The 20,550-nt window shown below is 36.9% G+C and carries 19 protein-coding genes; 8 read left to right on the top strand and 11 right to left on the bottom strand.

Annotation, left to right across the window (positions count from 1 at the left end; all coding sequences use genetic code 11):
- Positions 1-108 precede the first annotated feature (108 nt).
- From ABMA76_RS05420 to ABMA76_RS05405, 4 genes are all read right to left on the bottom strand, one after another.
- The gene (locus tag ABMA76_RS05420) at positions 109-2,478 is read right to left on the bottom strand and encodes a ribonucleoside-diphosphate reductase subunit alpha (RefSeq protein ID WP_392908308.1); all 2,370 of its coding nucleotides are present in this window, start codon (positions 2,476-2,478) and stop codon (positions 109-111) included.
- 3 nt (positions 2,479-2,481) lie between these two features.
- A complete protein-coding gene (locus tag ABMA76_RS05415; protein WP_392860765.1) occupies positions 2,482-3,453 on the bottom strand; it encodes a ribonucleotide-diphosphate reductase subunit beta in 972 nt (323 codons plus the stop codon).
- A gap of 439 nt (positions 3,454-3,892) precedes the next feature.
- The gene (locus ABMA76_RS05410) at positions 3,893-4,849 is read right to left on the bottom strand and encodes a tyrosine-type recombinase/integrase (RefSeq protein ID WP_393061075.1); all 957 of its coding nucleotides are present in this window, start codon (positions 4,847-4,849) and stop codon (positions 3,893-3,895) included.
- A 91-nt stretch (positions 4,850-4,940) separates the two neighbouring features.
- Positions 4,941-5,804, bottom strand: coding sequence for an acyl-CoA desaturase (locus ABMA76_RS05405; protein ID WP_392908313.1), 864 nt, complete (start codon positions 5,802-5,804; stop codon positions 4,941-4,943).
- A gap of 150 nt (positions 5,805-5,954) precedes the next feature.
- Between ABMA76_RS05405 and ABMA76_RS05400 the strand changes: the two genes are divergently transcribed.
- The 3 genes from ABMA76_RS05400 (at position 5,955) to ABMA76_RS05390 (ending at position 9,119) form a co-directional block, all read left to right on the top strand.
- Positions 5,955-7,496 carry an FMN-binding glutamate synthase family protein gene (locus ABMA76_RS05400; RefSeq protein WP_392908315.1) on the top strand — a complete coding sequence of 514 codons (1,542 nt, stop codon included), beginning with the start codon at positions 5,955-5,957 and terminating at the stop codon, positions 7,494-7,496.
- Positions 7,497-7,525: 29 nt separating this feature from the next.
- Positions 7,526-8,506 (top strand): hypothetical protein, encoded by a 981-nt coding sequence (locus tag ABMA76_RS05395; protein WP_392908317.1) that lies wholly within the window; start codon positions 7,526-7,528, stop codon positions 8,504-8,506.
- 136 nt (positions 8,507-8,642) lie between these two features.
- Positions 8,643-9,119, top strand: a complete 477-nt coding sequence (locus tag ABMA76_RS05390) for a hypothetical protein (protein ID WP_393061074.1) — start codon at positions 8,643-8,645, stop codon at positions 9,117-9,119.
- 36 nt (positions 9,120-9,155) lie between these two features.
- On the opposite strand, the gene ABMA76_RS05385 is transcribed toward ABMA76_RS05390, so the two are convergent.
- A complete protein-coding gene (locus ABMA76_RS05385; RefSeq protein WP_392908321.1) occupies positions 9,156-9,719 on the bottom strand; it encodes an HNH endonuclease in 564 nt (187 codons plus the stop codon).
- 358 nt (positions 9,720-10,077) lie between these two features.
- Between ABMA76_RS05385 and ABMA76_RS05380 the strand changes: the two genes are divergently transcribed.
- Together ABMA76_RS05380 and ABMA76_RS05375 are read left to right on the top strand one after the other, a co-directional pair.
- A complete protein-coding gene (locus ABMA76_RS05380) occupies positions 10,078-12,195 on the top strand; it encodes a hypothetical protein (RefSeq protein ID WP_393061072.1) in 2,118 nt (705 codons plus the stop codon).
- Between the two features lie 9 nt (positions 12,196-12,204).
- Entirely contained in the window at positions 12,205-12,975 is a 771-nt protein-coding gene (locus ABMA76_RS05375; RefSeq protein WP_393061070.1) for a hypothetical protein, read from the top strand.
- Between the two features lies 1 nt (position 12,976).
- Here the strand turns inward: ABMA76_RS05375 and ABMA76_RS05370 are convergent, their stop codons facing one another.
- Complete coding sequence (locus tag ABMA76_RS05370; protein WP_393061068.1) at positions 12,977-13,912, bottom strand: NAD(P)H-dependent flavin oxidoreductase; 936 nt, start codon at positions 13,910-13,912, stop codon at positions 12,977-12,979.
- On the bottom strand, positions 13,902-14,654 hold the full coding sequence (gene mnmD / locus ABMA76_RS05365; RefSeq protein WP_393061066.1) for a tRNA (5-methylaminomethyl-2-thiouridine)(34)-methyltransferase MnmD: 753 nt from the start codon (positions 14,652-14,654) through the stop codon (positions 13,902-13,904). Before mnmD ends, ABMA76_RS05370 begins: the two co-directional genes overlap by 11 nt.
- Before the next feature lie 77 nt (positions 14,655-14,731).
- Here mnmD and ABMA76_RS05360 point away from each other — a divergent pair, with 77 nt between their 5' ends.
- The gene (locus ABMA76_RS05360) at positions 14,732-15,445 is read left to right on the top strand and encodes a hypothetical protein (protein WP_393061064.1); all 714 of its coding nucleotides are present in this window, start codon (positions 14,732-14,734) and stop codon (positions 15,443-15,445) included.
- Between the two features lie 28 nt (positions 15,446-15,473).
- Here the strand turns inward: ABMA76_RS05360 and ABMA76_RS05355 are convergent, their stop codons facing one another.
- A complete protein-coding gene (locus tag ABMA76_RS05355; protein ID WP_393061062.1) occupies positions 15,474-17,234 on the bottom strand; it encodes an acyl-CoA dehydrogenase family protein in 1,761 nt (586 codons plus the stop codon).
- 60 nt (positions 17,235-17,294) lie between these two features.
- On the opposite strand from ABMA76_RS05355, the gene ABMA76_RS05350 reads away from it, so the two are divergent.
- The gene (locus ABMA76_RS05350) at positions 17,295-17,900 is read left to right on the top strand and encodes a tRNA-uridine aminocarboxypropyltransferase (RefSeq protein ID WP_392908340.1); all 606 of its coding nucleotides are present in this window, start codon (positions 17,295-17,297) and stop codon (positions 17,898-17,900) included.
- Between the two features lie 9 nt (positions 17,901-17,909).
- On the opposite strand, the gene ABMA76_RS05345 is transcribed toward ABMA76_RS05350, so the two are convergent.
- From ABMA76_RS05345 to ABMA76_RS05335, 3 genes are all read right to left on the bottom strand, one after another.
- A complete protein-coding gene (locus ABMA76_RS05345) occupies positions 17,910-18,344 on the bottom strand; it encodes a DNA starvation/stationary phase protection protein (protein WP_392908343.1) in 435 nt (144 codons plus the stop codon).
- A gap of 102 nt (positions 18,345-18,446) precedes the next feature.
- Positions 18,447-19,079 (bottom strand): hemolysin III family protein, encoded by a 633-nt coding sequence (locus ABMA76_RS05340; RefSeq protein WP_392908345.1) that lies wholly within the window; start codon positions 19,077-19,079, stop codon positions 18,447-18,449.
- Positions 19,080-19,155: 76 nt separating this feature from the next.
- The gene (locus tag ABMA76_RS05335) at positions 19,156-19,980 is read right to left on the bottom strand and encodes a hypothetical protein (protein WP_392908348.1); all 825 of its coding nucleotides are present in this window, start codon (positions 19,978-19,980) and stop codon (positions 19,156-19,158) included.
- A 93-nt stretch (positions 19,981-20,073) separates the two neighbouring features.
- Between ABMA76_RS05335 and ABMA76_RS05330 the strand changes: the two genes are divergently transcribed.
- Positions 20,074-20,550, top strand: coding sequence for a GreA/GreB family elongation factor (locus ABMA76_RS05330; protein ID WP_392908351.1), 477 nt, complete (start codon positions 20,074-20,076; stop codon positions 20,548-20,550).

The following is a 20,550-nucleotide window of genomic DNA, read 5'->3' as shown; positions in this document are numbered from 1 at the left end:
TCGACATACCATCCATCCTGGATATAAGAGGGGCCAAATCCCTTGGCCCCTCATTTCTAGCACTTCGATTCAACCGGAGTTGGATCAAATTTAATTTAATTGTAACTTCTAGCTTCCACACATTTGGCAATCTTCTGGATTGTCGATTGAACAAATCATTGCCGCTGCTTCTTGCTCAAGTTGCTCAGGAGTTTTCTTTCCTTCGTTCTTTACTGTGAACTGAACAGCGTTAACTGCAGCACGTGAACGTAGGTAGTACATACCTGTCTTAAGCCCTTTCTTCCATGCATAGAAGTGCATTGAAGAAAGTTTCCCGAAGTTAGGATTTTCTAGGTGGATATTAAGTGACTGACCTTGATCAATATAAGGCCCACGTCCAGCAGACATATCAATTACTGCTTTTTGCTTAACTTCCCATACTGTTTTGTATAGAGCTTTTAAGTCCTCAGGGATTCTTTCAATTGCTTGAATTGAACCATTATTAGCAATGATTTCATTTCTTAAAGTATCATCCCATAGTCCACGATCAATTAGGTCACGTACTAAGAACTTGTTAACAACTGCAAATTCACCTGAAAGAACACGTCTTACGTAGATATTTGAAGTAATTGGCTCAAAACATTCGTTATTACCAAGGATTTGAGAAGTTGATGCTGTTGGCATTGGAGCAACTAGTAGTGAGTTTCTTACACCATGCTTTGCTACCTCTGCTTTTAGTGCATCCCAATCCCAACGTCCCGAGTGAGCTGAGTGTCCCCACATGTCAAATTGGAATTGTCCTTGTGACATTGGAGAACCTTCGTAAGTTGAGTAAGGTCCATCAACCTTTGCTGTATCTTTTGAAGCTGTTACAGCTGCAAAGTAGATTGTTTCAAAGATATCGTTATTAAGCTGAAGTGCTTCTTGTGACTCAAATGGAAGTCTCATCATGAAGAATGTATCTTGAAGACCTTGTACACCTAGACCAATTGGACGGTGTCTCATATTAGAGTTCTTCGCTTCAATAACAGGGTAGTAGTTTACATCAATAACTCTGTTAAGGTTCTTAGTCATACGGTAAACAACTTCATATAAGTGCTTGTGGTCGTATGTTACATTCCCTTCTTTGTCAGTCTTAACGAATTTGTTAAGAGCAACTGAAGCAAGGTTACAAACGGCAACTTCATCAGGTGCAGTATACTCAAGAATTTCAGTACAAAGGTTTGAAGACTTAATTGTACCTAGGTTCTTTTGGTTTGATTTTTCGTTAGCTGCATCTTTGTAAAGCATGTACGGAGAACCAGTTTCTGTTTGTGATTCAAGTACTGCAAACCATAGGTCTTGGGCACGAATTGTTTTCTTAGCTTTACCTTCAGCTTCGTAGCGAGTGTAAAGTGCTTCAAATTCTGCACCATAACAATCAGCTAAACCTGGACACTCGTGTGGGCAAAATAGAGACCACTGTCCATCTTCTTCAACACGCTTCATGAATAAGTCTGGAGTCCAAAGTGCGTAGAAAAGGTCACGCGCTCTTTGTTCGTCTTTACCAGTGTTTTTCTTCATTTCTAAGAATTCGAAGATATCTGCGTGCCATGGCTCTAGGTAAACTGCGAATGAACCTTTACGCTTTCCACCACCTTGATCAACGTAGCGAGCAGTATCATTGAAAACCTTAAGCATTGGAACGATACCGTTTGATGTACCATTCGTTCCTTTGATAAATGAACCTTTTGCACGGATATTGTGAATTGATAGTCCAATACCACCAGCAGACTGTGAAATAAGTGCAGTTTGCTTAAGCGTATCGTAGATACCATCAATTGAATCATCTTTCATTGTAAGTAGGAAACAAGAAGACATTTGTGGCTTATTTGTTCCTGAGTTAAATAGAGTAGGAGTAGCGTGAGTAAAGTACTTCTGACTCATTAGGTTGTAAGTTTCAATTGCTGCTTCCATGTCATTCATGTGCATACCAACAGATACCCTTAGTAGCATCTGACCTGGTCTTTCAACAATTTTACCTTCCATTCTAAGAAGGTAAGACTTTTCTAGAGTCTTAAATCCAAAGTAGTCGTAGTTGAAGTCACGCTTATCTACAATTGTTTTATCTAGTAGTTCAGCGTTGGCCACTACTGTTTCATATAGTTCTTTTGAAACAAGAGGTGCATGCTCACCTGTTGCAACGTTAACGTAGTTGTACATTTCTTTTACGTTCTCAGAGAAACAACCTCTTGTTTCTTTGTGAAGATTCGAAACCGCAATACGTCCAGCAAGAACATTGTAGTCTGGGTGCTTTGTTGCAAGATATGCTGCTGTTTCAGCTGCAAGGCCATCTAGTTCAGTTGTTGTAATACCGTCGTAGATTCCTTCAATTACTTTTTGAGTGATAAGTGTTGGATCAACATTACCTTCTAGCCCAAAAGCAAGTGTATTGATTCTATCTGTAATTTTATCAAATTTAATTGGCTCTCTCTCGCCACTTCTTGTTTGTACGTACATTTCTTAAAACTCCGCGTCTAGTGTGAATGTATTTTCTGACTTCTCAGAAAGGATACCTGGTCTTTGGTATTCAGAAACTCTCTTTTCAAAGAAGTTTGTTTTACCTTCTAGAGAAATTAGCTCCATCCAATCAAATGGATTTACTGAACCGTAGTGTGCTTCAAGACCAAATTGTTGCATCCAAAAGTCAGCAACAAATTCAATATATTGCTTCATAAGATCAGCGTTCATACCAATTAAAGAAACTGGAATTGCATCAGTGATGAATTCTTTTTCAATTTCAACTGCTTCAGTAAGAATCTCTTTGATCTTTTCTTTGCTACATTGTTCTTCTTTATCAAGAAGTGAGTGTAGAAGAACTGCAAATTCACAGTGTAGACCTTCGTCACGAGAAATGAATTCGTTAGAAGTACATAGACCTGGCATTAGGCCTCTTTTCTTAAGCCAGAAAATTGCACAAAATGAACCAGAGAAGAAGATTCCTTCGATGGCCGCAAATGCAACAAGTCTTTCAGCGAATGTATTTTTTGAGTAAAGCCACTTCATTGCCCAGTCAGCTTTCTTCTTAACTGGCTCGAAGTGATCTACTGCGTGGAAAAGACGATCTTTTTCTTTAGCGTCTTTCACATATGTATCAATTAGAAGTGAGTAAGTTTCTGAGTGGATATTTTCCATCGCAATTTGGAATCCGTAGAAACATCTAGCTTCAGGGTTTTGCACGTCATTGTAGAAACGTACTGCTAGGTTTTCATTAACAATCCCATCACTTGCAGCAAAAAATGCAAGAACGTGAGTAATGAAGTGTCTCTCATTGTCATTTAACTTTTCCCAGTCAGTAATATCTTGGGCCAAGTCGATTTCTTCAGCAGTCCAGAAAACTGCCATGTGTCTTTTGTACATTTCCCAAATTGAATTGTACTCGATTGGGAAAAGGACGAATCTATCGTCATTCTGTGCTAGAATTGGTGAAGTCACAAGTTCCTCCTTAACTTTTGCAATAGCGTGTGTGTGCTAAATACATGCAACTTATATTTAGTAAAAAAAATATAAAATCTCTTAAATGTTATTTAATAAGATTGTGTTGTGTTGTTCTTATTCAGTGTATGACCCGTAACTTTTTATTTCAATACACAAGACTCCATAGATTTTTCTTTTTTTTGGAGGGCCGCTAATTTTTATACTTGATCAGGTTGATGTGTCTTTCTAGACCCATTAGACAAGGGGTTTAGGCACTTTTACAAGTATTATTTTTAGAAAAAAATACTGTCTTAAAAATTCTGTCATCTAATTTTTAGTGCTATCAGGAGACTTTGATGCGACGTGTGTATACCATATGTTGTGGCCGTAATTTTTTTGACACTACTATATCTTGATAAAATATACGAACAATGAGGCGCGTTGGTTGAAGCTTGGCCTATTCCCAGTTTAATTTTAGTGTAGGAGACTCTTTAATTTTATTTCTTCTCTTGTCGTATTCACCTGTTGTTTTTACTGAAGCGTGGCCAACTTCGATGGCTATTGTATAAATATCAACACCAATTTCTAGCAGCTCACCAATAAATGTGGCCCTTGCAGAGTGAGGAGTAATTTTAAAACCAATACCAGCTTTTTGAGCGTATTTGTCTAGCAATTCGTTGATCGTTCTTGGGTTTATTGGCTTATTTAAATTTGTTGGATCACTTGGATTTCTTGTTGGTTGAAAGAGCCAATCATTTTCTCCAGTCTCTCTTTCATTTTCATTCATCCACTCAATATATTCGTCAAGTGCTTTGATTGCGATAGGATTTAAGACCTTCTTTCCTAACTTACCACCTTTGGCACGGTATTGAAGGATCTTATTGTTCCCTTGATCTTGATAGTCTTTAAATCGTAGATTTAAGATTTCACTCTTTCTAAGTCCTGTTGTAAAAAACGTCGTAAAGAGGGCCAAATGGAGATACTTACTCCTTTCATTTTGTCCCATATGATAAAGCAGTTCTAAGACTTGTTGCTTATTTAAAGCATTTGTAGGGGACTTTACTTCGCTTCGTGGCCTTCTGACACTTGCAACAGGATTGGCCTTTAAAAGGTTTTTTTCAACAAGGTATTGAAAGAATGCGCTTAAGCTTGCAAGCTTTCGGTTGATCGTTTTTGGTGTCGAAGGGTTTTGATTGTGGCCACCAAATTCTGAGAGATAATTTCTATACTTGATGACATGAATGCGCTCGATAGAATCAAAAGAAGTGAGTTTGTAATAGTCACTAATCCAGCAAAGAAATTGGTTTATATCATTCAGATAAGATTTTCTTGTATGAGATGAAGTGAAGTTTTCAAAAAACTCTTCATCGAGAATAAAATCGTGACCAATATCATCTTGCTTTAAATCGAACATAGAACAATTTTAGCAAGATTTTTATCTGGGGTAAGTTAGGGGAAAAAAAAGGCACATATGAATGTGCCTTTAACAGGTATATAGGCTTCGTTTAGGCCTGAATTCTGGCTTGAATTAACTCAGGACGTGTCCTCTTAAGATTCCACGTTAAGCCTACGAAGTTTAAAGAACGAATTAACCATTTTGTCGGATCAAAGTGGTACCACTTGATGCCATTTCTATAGTCAGTTTGAAATGTATGGTGAAAGTTATGGTATCCCTCGCCATATGTAAATAGGGCCATCACCCAGCTATCACGCGCAGTTTGGCCTTTGTCATAAGGTCGAGTCCCCACAACATGACATAGTGAATTGATAAAGAATGTGCAGTGGTGAACAAAAACAATTCTAGCAACACCGGCAACGAATAGGCCTCCTAGCCAAGAACCTGCCCATAAGTAACCAATTAGCGCAGGCAGTGCAAAGCTAAATAGAGCAACAAAGCCAAGGTAAAATTTATGCTGGAACATTACCATTGGGTCTTTCAAGAGGTCTTTAGAGTATTTATACTCATCTTGATCTTCAAGAAGGAGGATCCAGCCCATGTGAGCATAGAAGAAGCCTTCATTAATATTGTATGGATCTAGTTCAGTATCAACCTTTCCGTGGTGAACTCTATGGTCGTTGCACCACTTTAATGCTGAGTTTTGAACTGCAGCAGCACCAAAGATAAGAAGTAAAAGTCTTACCGGCCAACTCGCTTGATATGATCTGTGAGCAAATAGGCGGTGGTATCCGGCCGTAATTCCAAGTCCCGTTGCAATATAGAAGATTAGGGATAACGCCATGATTCTCCAATCAAAACCATCAAGTTTAAGCCATGCAATTGTACCAGCAATGGCAATCAGTGGTGTGATTAATAGAAAGAGTGTGTTTGTTTTATTTAAGTTTTTTAATGAATAAGTCTTTGTGCACATAGGTGTCTCTCGTGTTTGTGTTTAATTAATCTTAACAATTCACGAGCAATTTCATTGTAAAACAAATGTAAATCTTGACGATAAGTAAGTCATAAAAGGTATAAAACTGACAAATTGTAATTTAATTTGTTTAACACGAATGAGGTGAGTATGGCCTATCTTGGTCGCGGGGTTAGCCCACGTAAACTATTTTGGTGGTTTTTCTTTATTTCAAATGCTGCCACAATATTTGCAGGCGTTTTCTTTAATGAATTTTTCTACTACCAATACTTGATACTTGGGCCAATCTATTTACTTGGTTTTTACGATCTTATGCAAAGTGAGCATACGTTAAAAAGTAACTACCCTGTTGTTGGACGTTTTCGTTATGTGATGGAAGACTTGCGTCCTAAGATCTATCAATACTTCATCGAATCTGATGAAGATGGAACACCAATTCCTCGTACAACTCGAAATGTGATTTATCAAAGAGCGAAGCTGGCCCTAAGTACAAAGCCTTTTGGAACACAAAAGGATGTTTATGAAACGGGTTATGAGTGGATTAACCACTCAATGTATCCAAAAGAATTTCATGAGGTGCAAAAGGACTTAAGAGTTTTAGTTGGAAGTAAGCATTGTGAAAAAAAGTATAACCTCTCAATCTTTAATATTTCTGCAATGAGTTTTGGTGCTCTAAGTTCACGTGCAGTTGAAGCATTAAACTTAGGTGCAAAGTTAAATAACTTCGCTCACAACACAGGAGAAGGTGGGATTAGTGATTATCATATGAAAGGTGGTGGAGACCTCATCTGGCAGATCGGAACAGGCTATTTTGGGGCGCGAACACCTGAGGGACGCTTTTGCGAAAGAACGTTCAAAGTAAAGGCCGGCCATGATCAAGTAAAGATGATTGAACTTAAACTTTCACAAGGGGCAAAACCAGGACACGGAGGAATACTTCCGGCCAGAAAGAATACCGCTGAAATTGCACGTATCCGTGGTGTGAAGCAAGGAACAGAAGTTGATTCTCCACCATCTCATAAAGAATTTCGAGATACGACAGAGATGGTTGCCTTTATTCAGCGCTTAAGAGAGTTAAGTGGAGGCAAGCCCGTGGGCATCAAGTTATGCTTTGGCCGAAGAGACGAATTTGTTGAAATGGTTGAGACTTTTAAAGACCTTGATAACTATCCTGATTATATTGCAGTTGATGGTGCCGAAGGTGGGACAGGTGCTGCTCCTCTAGAGTTTTCCGACTCTATTGGAACACCTTTAATTGAAGGCCTTACAACTGTTGTTAATATTTTAGAGGAGTATGGACTCAAGGATGAAATTAAGGTTATCGCTGCTGGAAAGCTCTTTACTGCATTTGATATCGTAAAGGCGGTTGCTCTTGGAGCTGATGCCTGTTACGGTGCACGTTCTATGATGCTTGCGATTGGTTGTATTCAGGCCCTCACATGTAACTCTAATAAGTGTCCAGTAGGGATTACAACTCAAAATCCAGATCTTGTTAAAGGGCTTAATGTGGATCAAAAAGGAAAGCGAGTGGCCAATTTTCATCACGCAACCGTTGAGGCCGTGCGAGAAATTGTTGCAGCTGCGGGCTATGAAAATGTAAAGGATCTAAAGCGTAAAGATATTTTTAAGCGTGATAGTAATCACGGCGTTCATTCATATGAAGATATTTATCCTTCATATAAAACGCAATAATTTGGGAAATATGAAAGGGAAGTTTGAAGATGAGCTTAGCTGAGAAGATAAATTACGATGAACTCTCTCAACAATTGATTCGCTCCATTCGTGATGACAAAAGTCAAGAATGGGTGAATCAAAAGATTGGTGCAAGTTCTAATATTGTCCATCGTTGGGAAAAAGGACACTCTAAGGCATCATGGGAAGATTTCCTCTTGTTTTGTTCAATCTTTAATATCGATATAGAAGCTATTCTCATGTCTTACTTACGCTTTAATGATGAGGCCATTAAAACTGATAAGCTTCTCGAGCATCTCTTTAGTAATAAGTCCTTGGGTGATATCTCAAATTCTTGTCAAATCTCGACTTCTAAATTAAGGCGCTTAAAAAGTGGCGAAACAGGTCTGTGTTTAAACGATTTTTTACAAATTATTTTTGGACTTGATGAGATGGAGTCAATGGCCCTTGTTTTTGAGCTCACGTCAAATCGTTCAATTGAAATATTAGATCAGTATAATCAAATGCGACTTGCGATTACAAAGCACTATTTTGAAAATCCTAATATTGGCCATGTATTAGTTTGCTTAGATTTACCAGGTTATAAAAAGCTGAGCTTTCATCAGGATTCCTTTATCGCTAAGGCCAGTGGACTTAGTATAAAAGAAGTAAATGAGATTATTGATATATGTGAGAAGAATAATCTTATTGAGAAGGTTAATGGAATCTACCAGGCCGGAACAATTAAATTAAGTGATCGAGGTAGTGCCAAACAGATGACAGATGTGCGTCGCTTTTGGCTAAATAAAGCAATCTCTAATCTCGAGAATAAGTCTGGTCTTGATGCCTATGGTTCAATGGTCTTTAATACGAGTCAAAGTGCAAGACAAGAGATCATTGCGCTTTACTTGAGGTTCTTTGAAGATTTTAAAAAAATTGTTAGTGAGGATAAAGACAAAGAAGAAGATGCTGTGACTTTGGTTCTTAATTTCAATCTCTTTAATCCTGGTGATGACGATATAAATGAATAGAGATATTCACTTGTGTCGATATTTGTTACCAATTGTTCAAAATCGGGGAGAGTTTCTTAAGCTATTGTCGCTTTGAATATATCCTAATCATTTTAATCTCTATACCTTATTCCTAAAGAAATATTAGGGAGGTATCATGAAAAAAATAATTCTTACTCTACTTTTATCATTTGTCTTTATGGGGATGAGTTTAACTACCTATGCGAACTCGACAGCGAGGTTTGGATTAGAAATAGAAATGACTAATGTTATGACAAACGAGGTTGTTATCACGGCCGAATGTGAAGTAACGCAAGTTCTTGAATGGCGAAATGGTATTAACGTTTTTAACTGTATTGCTAATGAGAAAAAATTCTTAATGAAGAATGTTTCAAATGGCCTAGGCTATGATTATACAAAATCTAGTGCTTTCACTCATTACTTTCTAGATAGCTCAAAAGGTATTGCCGCTCAATTATTTTCATATCTCGGTTTTGACTACGAAATAAAAAATGCTGGAACTCTTGAAGTTGTCTATCGCAATGATGGCCCTGAGGTTGTCTCAAATGACACAATTGTCGAAACAAATAGTGATGTTCTTTTATTTTCTGTGACTGAGATCGAATACCTATAATTGAAAAGGGAGCCTGAGCTCCCTTCTTTCATTTGATTATGCTGCTAATTCAAATTGCATTTTTTCTTTTGTAAGGTTTGTTAATTTGTCAAAGTCATAAGTGTATCTTTCTCTTAATAACTTATTTTCTTTAATCGTGTTCACAAGGGCCATTAGATGATGTCCTTTGCGATAGTCGACTTCTTCTTTATTCGACTTTTCACGATTACAAGTTGGACAAAGAACCTGAAGGTTGTCGATCATAAACTCTAAGTGTGGGTGAATCGATTTAGGTTTAATATGATCAATATGCATATTGTCGTGTTCGATTCCACACTTAAGACACTTCGTGCCTTGGATACGAAAGACTTGCTTACGTAAGTACTTCCAGTTTTTTTCATTCCCAAATGCCACTTGGGATTTTCTTGTGTGAATAAATTTGGCAATCTCCATCTGCGTTCTAAACTCAGCTTGCTCGGCCTGCGCTAGACCAAATTTTGGTCTGATAACAAAAACAAATAGCGATAACATCAACGAGAGTGAGCCAATATACCATACTAGTGTCATGGCCAATTCACGATAGAAACCAAACGATAATCCATTCATCGCGATTGCATTCATTGCGTTTTCCTCCGTCAAAATGTCTGTGTAATGTGCGTGTGTTGTGTGTGCCTTATAAAGGACTTTTTCCACCTCCTTAGCTATATAAAAGCAAGGGGCGTGCCAAAAAACATAACAATATTAGATGGTTATTATCTAAAAATTTATAAATTTAAAGATGAACAGGTGACACAAAGTAACCGTCTAAAACGCTCGGGATCAGAGCGGCGCCACAAAAGATTAAAATCTATATTATAAATAATGTTTTAAGTTACAAGTATTCTAATTAATTTGAGCTTACAGGACTAAGTGGTTTTTATTGTAGAGAAAGTTCATTTTTCCGATAGGGAGATATCTAATTTTAAATGGATGGAATGTAATGATGCATAAAAATATACTAGAAATTGCTAGTATTCTACTTTGTAAATTAATACTTGGGACTTTCTTTGTTTTGCCAATAAAAGCAAGTACTGAGGTCTATCAGTGTCGGGTATTTTATGGAATGAAGTCAGATCAGTTTTTAGCATGTAAAGACAAACAAGTGTTAAAGCTTATACAGAAAGGCCCGGCCAAAGATAATATTATCGATTTAAGAAAATTATTAGAAGTTAAGAGAAGTTCAGAAAAGAACCGCTTTAGTGAGGACATATTACAGCGAAGATATAAATCAACCTATTTTGTTATCACGAGACAAAAGAACTCTATAAGCACAAGTACTGTTTATAATATTGATCATGAGCTATCAGCTTTCGCATATGTTCTCTATGCAATAAAAATGAGAAATGCTCCTGCATTGATAGAACTCATTGATCATTATAAATCTAATTATTTAAAATATGTTGCACTTCGCTTTTCGTTTTTAATATCTGAAGAGGTAGAGATTCTTAAATCAATAGGTGAGGATACACTTCTTGAAGCTAGTTTGTATGATGATTACTTCTTTTCAATCATAGAGAATTACCAATACAGTGAAGAAGCCTTAGAGCGTTTTTTAGTGAAGCTTGAAGATTTTGCTTCTCATAAGAAGAATGGTCAAAACTATGGAAGTATTGAGAGTAAGTTATTTGATGATCAATTTGTGTTTGAAAAGCTACAAAAGTTAATTAAGGTTGGCCTGCCTGCAAATAGAGTGATGAAAGTAATGACGAATAGTTATAAGTTCAAAATATCACTAAGCAAAGAAAGATTAAAGTTCTTATATGATCATGGGTATTCCTTGTCTGAAATGTTTGTCTTAGAAAAGAACACTTCAATTTCACCACTGTCATTTTTACTACAAAACTCAAGACAAGGTTATCTTGAGGAATATATTTTCGAATTATCGTCTTATCTTAAAAGTGTCGACAGAGAAACTAGGGATAGTTTCTATAAAGATATTTTAAAAAATGAAAGTATTGAAAATTATAAAAACTTAATGGTTAAAAATAATTATATTTTTAGTGATGGGACCAATATTATAGACTATGCGTGGAAGAATCGTTTGTATTACGCATTTTTTAAACTGCTTGATGAATTTACTTATTCAAAATCAATTAATCAAAGAGAAGTATCTAAGGAGGAAATTCGTCCTCTTATTAAAAGTCTTATCAAAAAAAGTCGATATATCGTAAATGATCCAAGATATTACTCACTGACAATATTAATAAAAAATGAGTTAGATGAGCTCGAAAATGAATATCGTAAAAATTTTAAAAAGGAATTTGAGTATAATAAATTAGAGCTTAGCTACTTGTCTAAAGTTCAAGAAATAGCAGCAAAATATAAGGATATTAGAGGAAATCATTTTCGTGAAACGATTGAGTTTATCTCAAAGAATAAAAAGAAGATCAAAATTAATAATAAATTAAAATTATCTTATAATGTTGAAGCATTAGACATTATTTCATCTCATACTCAAAGATATGAATACATCTTAAATAATGTTCAAAAGGATTCTAAAAGCTCATTTAGTTTGATTTGTATGGATGATCGTCTAAGACCTCTTGATGTGTATGATGCAAATTTAGTGATGGATAAAGAAGGCAAAAATGGAAAAGTATATTACAAATCTTTAGTGAATCACCTTTCTGCTGAAATATGTACTTATTATTATAGGCCATCTGATTTAAATCATATTGAAAGAATTTCGAAAATGAGTTTCTTTGAGAGTGAAAATGATGTTCAACCTAAGAAAGGGAGCTCTGTTTCAATATATGAAAAAGGCAAATATTATATTGGTTTAAAAGATTTTGGTGAGGGAAAAGGTGTGCTTACAACTAAAATAGATAGTGAGTTGTTTAATGCTGTTACAATAAATTGTCATTCTTCCGGTCTAGATCGTAGGCTTCTCAGCTGTGATCACCGTGTTAGTATTGTTAGTTATGGTGATATTAATAATGATGGTGTTAATGATTTCGTTATTAGATTAACGAGTGAAAATTCACGGTTTACTAGTTTTTTTAGTACCGTTGTTTTTATTTCAAATAAACGAGGTCACGACAATATTATGTTACACTAAGGTTTTTTAATGAAAAAAAATATCTACAAAATCATACTCTTTCTTTCTGCAATACTGTTTTGTGGCTTCTTCCTGTTCTTATTTAACCCTCTCACTGGTGGGCTAGGTGCATACGCCTTAATCTCTGAGTTAAGACGTACCCCAGATCTTTTCACTCTTTTAAATGCAGATAAGACAGACTCTCTTTCTGGTGTTGATATGAACTTAGATGGTATAAGAGATGATGTTTATAATTTTTCTATGAGAAATATAAAGAATAATAAAGATCAAAGAGATCTTATGATTACTTATTTACAATATTACGAGCGTATTTTTTATATTGAAAAATATTTTGTATCGCAGCTCAAAAGAGAGATTGAAATTTATAGAAATCTTGATTTTTGTATTGGAGATCATATTAATTTTGATAATTACGACTTCAGAAAAAAAATGTTTTCTCTTTATTTTAATACAGAAAAAAGAAGAGGCTACTATAGAAATATAGTTGTTAAGCATGATGATATATACCCACAGAAGGATTATAGCACTTATGATTTTATTTCCTTTTATGAGCGTTGCACTTACTTTCAAAATATTGATTTGTTTCCAATTCAGTTCAAGCTTTATCGAAAGCACTTCAAAAATGACATTTCTAAGGCAAAGCGTCTTACATTATATTCATACTCTGAGTTGATTGATATGAGAATATCTGCTCAAGAGTTGGAAAGCATCAAGGTCTTTTATAAAGAGCTCGATGCACGCTACAAAGAAGGACAATTTAGTGATATGAAAGGTTGGTAGCTTATCTGAAAACTGTGGTAAGACTCTTCATCACTTCACTAACACTTGGCAGATCATGAATTGCGCCAGAGGCCTGACCTACTTCCAATTCTCCTTCGTCAATATCACCATCAAGCATACCAAGCTTAGCACGTCCTTTTCCTAAGTGCTCAACTAGTTTTTCAACTGGTGCACATTCGAGCTCAAGCTTGAGAGACTCCATAGCAAATTTGTTTTTGAGTAAACGCACTGGAACATATGGTTTCATTTGAAGGCGTGTGTCTCCAGGGCCGGCCTTTAAGATCATTTCTTTATAGTTTTGATGAGCGCTACTTTCTTTAGTCATAAGAAAGCGTGTCCCAAGTTGGACACCACTTGCCCCAAGGCAAAGCCCTGCTGCAATTGTTCTCTCGTCAAAGATTCCACCTGCTGCAATAACTGGGATCTTAACAGTGTCGCAAACTTGTGGGATAAGACACATTGTAGTGATCTCATCACGTCCATTATGGCCTCCGGCCTCAAAACCTTCCGCTACAATGGCATCAACTCCAGCATCTTCACACTTTTTGGCAAGAGCAGGACTTGAAGTGACATGAACGACTGTGCATCCTTGGTCTTTTAAAAACTTTGTATATTTCTTTGGAGAGCCTGCTGAAGTAAAGAAGATTTTAATTCCTTCATCAAGGCAAGTTTGTATTTGTTCTTCGGCCAATCGGTAGAGAAGTGGAACATTAACACCAATTTGTTTTCCCTCTTCTAACAGAGTTTTAGCTTTTCTCAAATGCTCCCTTAAAAGATCCGGCTTCATAGAGCCGGCACCTATGAGGCCCAGGCCTCCAGCATTGCTGACTGCGGCCGCTAATTTTGAGCCAGAGACCCAAACCATACCACCTTGAACGATAGGGTATTTGATATTAAAGAGCTTACAAATCGTATTGTCTTGAGTGTTAAAATTCATTTAAATCCTTATCTGAAAAAGGGGGAGTCTTTGAGCGTGCTAGTTCTCCCTCTAATTTCTCATCTTTGTACTGGCCGTTAGTGAAGGCGCGAGTCGCTGTTCGCTTATTAGCAAATCCTTTCATATTCGTAACATGAAAGCCTGCATCTAATATGGCCTTTCTTATTTTGACGGATGCACTATATGTTGTCATTACTGAATTACTATGGCATAAACTACGCAGATTCCTGAACCATTCTTTAGTCCATAAAGAAGGATTTTTAGTAGGCGAAAATGCATCTTGATAAATACAATCGATCTTAATATCTTCTAGGATAAGATTCTTTATTGTTTCTCTCGCATCACCAATAAGGATTTCTACTTCAAAGTTTTCACTCAAACTAAACGAAATTTTCTCGTCGATTATTTCGCCATCTGAAAATTTATTCTGTCTGCATACCCATTGTGCTAATTCTGGATCAATTTCTGTTGAGATAAACTTGATCTTATGTTGACAGTTTTTTGCTTCATTGAATGTTGCTAAAACTCCTAGGCCTACCCCAAGTCCTATTTCTAAAATTACTATAGGTGAGTTATCGGCTCGGTTAATAGTGTCACAGCCGTAAACATAGTTATGAAGGGTTTCTTCATATGCTCCAGCAGTTGAATGACAGTTCTCATCATAGAGGCTACTGTGAAGTGTTAGATGACCATCAGCGGTTTGCACAGCTTGGTATTCGCCTAATTTTGTTTCGAATTTCATAGGTAAAATTTAACATTTGAGCTATTTCACGGCCATGGAAATTTAAGTTTACTTAACTGTATCCGAGAAGATTAGTGATGAATAAGGTTTTAAAATCAAAATTCTTTCATATTTTAATCGCCATCACCGGCACACTTGTGATGTCATCATGTGGTGAGTACGGTGGCGGCCCTGCACCACTTTCGAGTGCTCAAATTGGAAGTATTGTTGAAGTTCAGCCTTCTCTTGATGAACTTTCTCTCTCGAATGCCCGTTCGGCCTGTTCTCGTTTAAGAGCAATGAGAATGAATCTAGCAAGTACTGACGATATCAACACGATCAAGTTCGAAGTACGCAGTGGCTCTTGTAATGGAAATCCAGATGTTGCGACAACCAGAGCTACAGTAGATGCTGTTTTTAATAATAAAATTACATTATCAGTAACGACTCTGTCTCAATATGATATTCCTGGCAAGTTACTCGAGGAAACTGTTAATACGGATGAAGATGGAATTATGCAACAGTTTTGTCAGGCATTTTTTAATAACGCTGATCCCAATCAAGTTTACTCAAATTTCTTAGCTCTAGGAGTAGTTTACTCTTTTCCTAACTCGAATACTATTGTGAGAAGTATTGTGACTAAGAATACTGTAAACGAAACGATTTTGTCTCAAAAGAAAACTTATTCAATTGAAGCAAACTCTGTTGCTACTAGAAATGCGATGATTGAAAAGATCGAATACGAAACACAATGTTCTAACGGCAATGTGAAATACGACTATCAAAATATTGAAGAATATTCTCTCAAATAAAAAAAAAGCCTCTTTCGAGGCCTTTTAATTATCTAATATCCCAGTCATTATAAATTGCAGTAAGCCTTGGTGTGACAAGTCTCATATAGCGTGAAAAAAGATCATAGCGTTCTTTATCAATAGAAGCATGGTTGGCAAGGACTCTTAGTGTCTCAAGATAAGAGAGACCTTGGCAGATTGTTTCTGCATGAACCATTAACTTATCGACATTTTCCTCATTCATCCATGCTTTTGGATTTGCAAGATCAGAAAGACTATCAGGCTTAAGGCATTTAATAATTAACTTCACTAGACTTTTCTTAAAAGTGTACTGAGTTGAAGTTAGTTCTTTTTGCTCTTTGCTTTCTGCACTTACCCAAGAGAAAGCAGGGTGCTTGATAAAAAGGTTCTTAAAGTACTTATCAGGATTTTTAGCGATATACTTAATCATATCCTTAAGTGCCATAAGCGCCTGAATCTGACTTGTTCCTTCATATAGTAGTGGCCCAAATGAATCACGGTGATAGCGACTCATCGGATACTCTTCCATAAACCCATATCCACCTAGGACTTGAATCGCCTTCGTTGATAGGTATGTATAAGCTTCACAAGAATAGTATTTTACAAGTGGTGTACGCTTTCTTGTCCAGATTGAAGCGTTCTTAAATTGTGCTTCCTCTTCACTAGAAAGTTCACCAGTCATTTTCTTTTTAAGGTCTAATTTTTGAAAAATATCATATGAAGAAATCGTATCAACAAGAAGTGCTCTTAGTGCATCTCTTTCCGTTTCAAAGTCTTCAAGATTTCTCTTCATTAGTGGAAGCTCTGAAATTGGCTTATCAAATTGCATACGCTCATCGGCATACTTTCTAGCATAACCGATACATCCCTCGATTCCACCTAGTGCCTGCATTCCAACAGCAATACGTGCCTCATTCATTAGGTGAAGCATATATTTGAAGCCCTGGCCTTCCTCTCCAATTAGACGAGCAATTGAGTTTTCATAAACGATTTCACAAGTAAATGAGCCGTGCATTCCCATTTTATGTTCGTTCTTTGCAACGATAAAGTTTGGCCCTTCAATACCTTCTTCATCTTGCTCACAAAGGAAAAGTGAAAGTCCTGGAAGACCTTCTGGTGCACCTTTGATACGTGCTAGAACAAAGCCTACACCGCCACCACCATTTGTGATGAAGATTTTTGATCCATTAAGTTTATATGTTCCATCTCCAACTGGGGTTGCTGATGTTTTAATCATTCCAAGATCTGAGCCACATCCTGGTTCAGTTAAGTTCATAGATCCTGAAAGTTCTCCAGCGATAATTTTTGGAACAATTCTCTGTGCAGTTTCATGATCACAAAAACGATGAACCATATCTGCAATCGAACTAAAGAATGCAAGTTGGGTACACTGTGAGTTACAGGCACGAGATAATTGCTCTAGTAAAACCATAAGTGCCACTGCTGGAAGTCCCATACCGCCAAATTCAGTAGGGAGGCTTACTCCAAATGCTCCAAGCTCAGTAGCTTCTTGATAAAATGCTCTTAGCTCTGGCCCTTGGATCGTTCTCCCATCTTTTACTTCGCCAGCTCCATTTTGGTCAATAGCTTCAGCTCTGCTGTAAACAGCATCGGCCGCCCAGCTTCCTGTTTGAGTTAGAAGCTCTTCCATAAAGCCTAGGATTTCTTCTTCATTATTAAAGCCATCTTCAGTAGGGAAGTTTGGATAGTACATTGGAATGATCGTTTTCCAATCAATTGCGTTTCTAAGCATCCACTTCCATTCACTTTCATCACTAAAATAATTCATTTTTTACCTTTCCTTTATTTTAAAATCGAATAAATGCACTAATTATGATAAATCAAACCTATGTCAAAGTCACGTCGAGATACAAGAGATTCCCGTTGTCCAAATTGTCGCATCAATACTCATTGGTGCTTTTGCGACGTTTTAAAACCGTTTGCTAATCAAACTAAAGTGATTATACCGATGCACTATACTGAGCGTTGGCTAACGAGTAATACGGCCTATTTCGCAACAAAAGTACTTAAGAATTGTGAAATTATGGAACGCGGAAATCTGGAAGCGCCTTTTGACGTTGACTCTTTCGATTTTGAAACATTTGATTATATCTACCTTTTTCCAACTGAAGACTCATTGCCTTTGAATGAATATAGGTCGACAGGCAAAACTCCTTGCTTAGTTGTTCCCGATGGTTCGTGGTCGAAGGCGAAGAAATTTCACAAGCGTGAAGAAGTTCTAGCTAAAATGCCAAAGTTTCACTTAATCGATGTAGGTCATAGTATTTATGAATTAAGAAAATCTCCTGGAGAAAATTTTCTTTGTACCTACGAGGCCATTGCCCATGCACTGGCCGTGCTTGATGGAGATCCTGTAAAACATCATATGATTGATATTTTCAAGGTCATTGTTGAGCGCATAAAGAAAAGCCGAAAGGGTGACTTTCGGCTTTAGCTTATATTTTTATTCTAGCATTGCTCTTAATTGCCAATTTTCCTTTTCTAGCCAAGCAACTTTTTCGTCTGCATAAGCTACTGTTGTAGCATCGTTTTCATCACTAGCAGTTGACGAAAGTTCCTTGAATGCCTCTAAGAAGTACTGGTTATCTTTTAAGATAAGCTCAAGTGCTTGAGTACTTGAAAAAGACGACTCGTTCGTTTCTTTAATTCGACTAATTTCAAGTGCACTTGCCATTGTTAGAACTGGTTTTTGTTGAAGTTGTAATTGTCTTTCTGCTAGATCATCAAAAACCACGGCAAATTCATTGTATAGTTTTTCTGTTAAAAGGTGTATTGGTTGAAACATCATCCCTGTTACATTCCAGTGAATATTGTGAAGCTTCATGAAGTATACTTGGGCATCAGCTTGAATTAGTTTTAGTTGATTAATTGTGTTCATACGTTCTCCTTTATTTCTTAGAGTATAACAATAATATTTATACGAATCCAATAAAGAATGTATGTCAGCTCATAGTAAAAATCTATTGAATTTTAGGAAAGATTAAACGTATGCATACACTGCATAAAAGTGGGATGTCGTCCCTAAAAGAACGCAAATGTGCCAAATTGCATGGCCTAGATAGAGGCTTTCACGCAGATAAAATAGGACTCCGCTCATATAGCATGCCCCTCCGATGACAATCCACTTAAGACAGTCAAAGCTAAGGCTTGCAATCATTTCGGTTCTAATGGCAATAACCATCCAACCCATGATGAGGCATAGGACAACAGTAAGGACTTCTGAACGATTAAAGGCAAAGACCTTGATCAAGATTCCAATAAAGGCCAGGGCCCAAATATTGATCATCATCCACATGCCTGTTTCCCCCTTAATGGCAAGCATGAGAAATGGAGTATATGAACCAGCAATTAAAAGATAAATACCGATATGGTCCATTTTACGAAAGATATTCTTAAGTTTTTTGTGGGCCGTCCCATGATAGAGAGTAGACATTGTGTAGAGAAATGTAATGGAAAGTCCAAATACGGTGTAGGCGAATGTATGCAGGCCTGTTTTGGCCTTCATTATCATCATTATTGTTCCTACAACTCCAAGAATGATTCCCAGACTGTGAGTCGTTGAGTTGATGATTTCTTCAAATTTGGAATAGAGTTCGCCATTACGATCGTGCATACTGAAATTATATCAGAAGTTAAAAAATTATATAGATACGGCAAAGTTTCTCTTAACTAATCTTAGGCCAAAAATGTCAATGTACATGTGAAGTAGCTGAATTTGCGAACCAGCATGGTAAACGCTTGTCGAGGTTTTTTATTGAGATCTCGTCACCGTTATATTCTAGGAGTGCCCCATTTTTGATGATATCCATACGGCACTGTAGCGTCGGATAACTATCTAGAGTTTTATCAACAATAGTTGGGTCAGAATTCGTGATTTCTATTTGTTTACTTGGCCCTGAGCTCATGTGTGCAATGGCCTTTGGGAAGTCTTGAGCAACTTGCATCGTTTCGAAACAAAGTTCTTGGTTAAAGCTATCGGCCATGAATTTTTCGCGACATAGTGCGGCCACGTATGGGTCTAATTCAATCGGAGTGTCAAAGTAATTAGGATTATTGATAACAAATTTCTTATAGCAACTTGCCGCTGCAAAGAAGTCTGATTGGCCTTCTGTACTCATTTGAGAAAAGTGCTTATTTTCCATACGAGGAGCTTTGCCTAGAACGTGACCAATTTCGTGACAGGCCGTAAAAGCATAGGCCCTTTTTGTCATATTAGGCATACGCGCAAAACCACCCCAGAAGTTGATATTATAGTGATCTGCATTTTCGTCATATAATGCCCAAGCACTAAAATACGGTGTTTGCCAATCCAGTGTCTTAACTGAAATTCCACGTTTCTGCTTAAGTGCTTCGTCTTGATAAAGCCTAAGTGCTTCCACGACAACGAAGTAGAAGTCTTGTTCTTTAACCTCTGAACCAAGGTCTTCATGTGCCAGAATCTGATATTCATGAGGATTGCGCTCATTAGCAAAAGAAGTTGTTAAGGTTAATAGCAAGGTGAGCAAGATTTTCATATGGCCAATTTATAGTACAAAAGGGGATTTTGAGGTATATTGTTGAAAATAATACAACCATTTCTTAAAGGTAATTTACCGAAATTATTTAATATGAATAAAGAAACTATAATCAGTACATTAATCGAAAACTTAGAAACAGAGTTAACAAAGGCCAAGGCCGCTTTTGAAACAACTCGCATAATGTCTCAAGAGCCCGATATGGCCCAAGAAGGAAAGTATGACACACGTGCAATTGAAGCAGGTTATCTTGCTGGTGCACAAAAAAAGCGTGTTGACGAATTAGAGATCGATATCAATATGATTAAAGAACTCTCTGAAGAGCTTCCAAATAGTGATAAAATTGCTCTCGGCTCTCTTGTTGAATTGAAATTTAATGACCAAATTAGGCACTACTTCATCACGCCAACGGCCGGTGGAACAATGCTAAACCTTGACGGTAATCCACTTCTTGTGATTTCTGTCTTTTCGCCAATTGGAAATGAGGCCTTAGGTATGGAAGTTGGTGATATCTTTGATGTAGAAACAGGTGATATTACTCGCGAATACGAAGTCGTCTCAATTTCTTAA

It is taken from the genome of Halobacteriovorax sp. ZH5_bin.2, assembly GCF_043196375.1.
Lineage (GTDB): Bacteria > Bdellovibrionota > Bacteriovoracia > Bacteriovoracales > Bacteriovoracaceae > Halobacteriovorax_A.
The sequence above is the reverse complement of the archived record's forward strand: the minus strand, read 5'-3'. Positions and strand labels throughout refer to the sequence as shown.

What these genes read in the sequence shown, in the direction of transcription:
- ABMA76_RS05420 (WP_392908308.1), bottom strand. Translation starts at nt 2,478, where the DNA reads ATGTACGTACAAACAAGAAGTGGCGAGAGAGAGCCAATTAAATTTGAT.
- ABMA76_RS05410 (WP_393061075.1), bottom strand. Translation starts at nt 4,849, where the DNA reads ATGTTCGATTTAAAGCAAGATGATATTGGTCACGATTTTATTCTCGAT.
- ABMA76_RS05405 (WP_392908313.1), bottom strand. Translation starts at nt 5,804, where the DNA reads ATGTGCACAAAGACTTATTCATTAAAAAACTTAAATAAAACAAACACA.
- ABMA76_RS05400 (WP_392908315.1), top strand. Translation starts at nt 5,955, where the DNA reads ATGGCCTATCTTGGTCGCGGGGTTAGCCCACGTAAACTATTTTGGTGG.
- ABMA76_RS05395 (WP_392908317.1), top strand. Translation starts at nt 7,526, where the DNA reads ATGAGCTTAGCTGAGAAGATAAATTACGATGAACTCTCTCAACAATTG.
- ABMA76_RS05390 (WP_393061074.1), top strand. Translation starts at nt 8,643, where the DNA reads ATGAAAAAAATAATTCTTACTCTACTTTTATCATTTGTCTTTATGGGG.
- ABMA76_RS05385 (WP_392908321.1), bottom strand. Translation starts at nt 9,719, where the DNA reads ATGAATGCAATCGCGATGAATGGATTATCGTTTGGTTTCTATCGTGAA.
- ABMA76_RS05380 (WP_393061072.1), top strand. Translation starts at nt 10,078, where the DNA reads ATGATGCATAAAAATATACTAGAAATTGCTAGTATTCTACTTTGTAAA.
- ABMA76_RS05375 (WP_393061070.1), top strand. Translation starts at nt 12,205, where the DNA reads ATGAAAAAAAATATCTACAAAATCATACTCTTTCTTTCTGCAATACTG.
- ABMA76_RS05370 (WP_393061068.1), bottom strand. Translation starts at nt 13,912, where the DNA reads ATGAATTTTAACACTCAAGACAATACGATTTGTAAGCTCTTTAATATC.
- mnmD (WP_393061066.1), bottom strand. Translation starts at nt 14,654, where the DNA reads ATGAAATTCGAAACAAAATTAGGCGAATACCAAGCTGTGCAAACCGCT.
- ABMA76_RS05360 (WP_393061064.1), top strand. Translation starts at nt 14,732, where the DNA reads ATGAATAAGGTTTTAAAATCAAAATTCTTTCATATTTTAATCGCCATC.
- ABMA76_RS05355 (WP_393061062.1), bottom strand. Translation starts at nt 17,234, where the DNA reads ATGAATTATTTTAGTGATGAAAGTGAATGGAAGTGGATGCTTAGAAAC.
- ABMA76_RS05350 (WP_392908340.1), top strand. Translation starts at nt 17,295, where the DNA reads ATGTCAAAGTCACGTCGAGATACAAGAGATTCCCGTTGTCCAAATTGT.
- ABMA76_RS05345 (WP_392908343.1), bottom strand. Translation starts at nt 18,344, where the DNA reads ATGAACACAATTAATCAACTAAAACTAATTCAAGCTGATGCCCAAGTA.
- ABMA76_RS05340 (WP_392908345.1), bottom strand. Translation starts at nt 19,079, where the DNA reads ATGCACGATCGTAATGGCGAACTCTATTCCAAATTTGAAGAAATCATC.
- ABMA76_RS05335 (WP_392908348.1), bottom strand. Translation starts at nt 19,980, where the DNA reads ATGAAAATCTTGCTCACCTTGCTATTAACCTTAACAACTTCTTTTGCT.
- ABMA76_RS05330 (WP_392908351.1), top strand. Translation starts at nt 20,074, where the DNA reads ATGAATAAAGAAACTATAATCAGTACATTAATCGAAAACTTAGAAACA.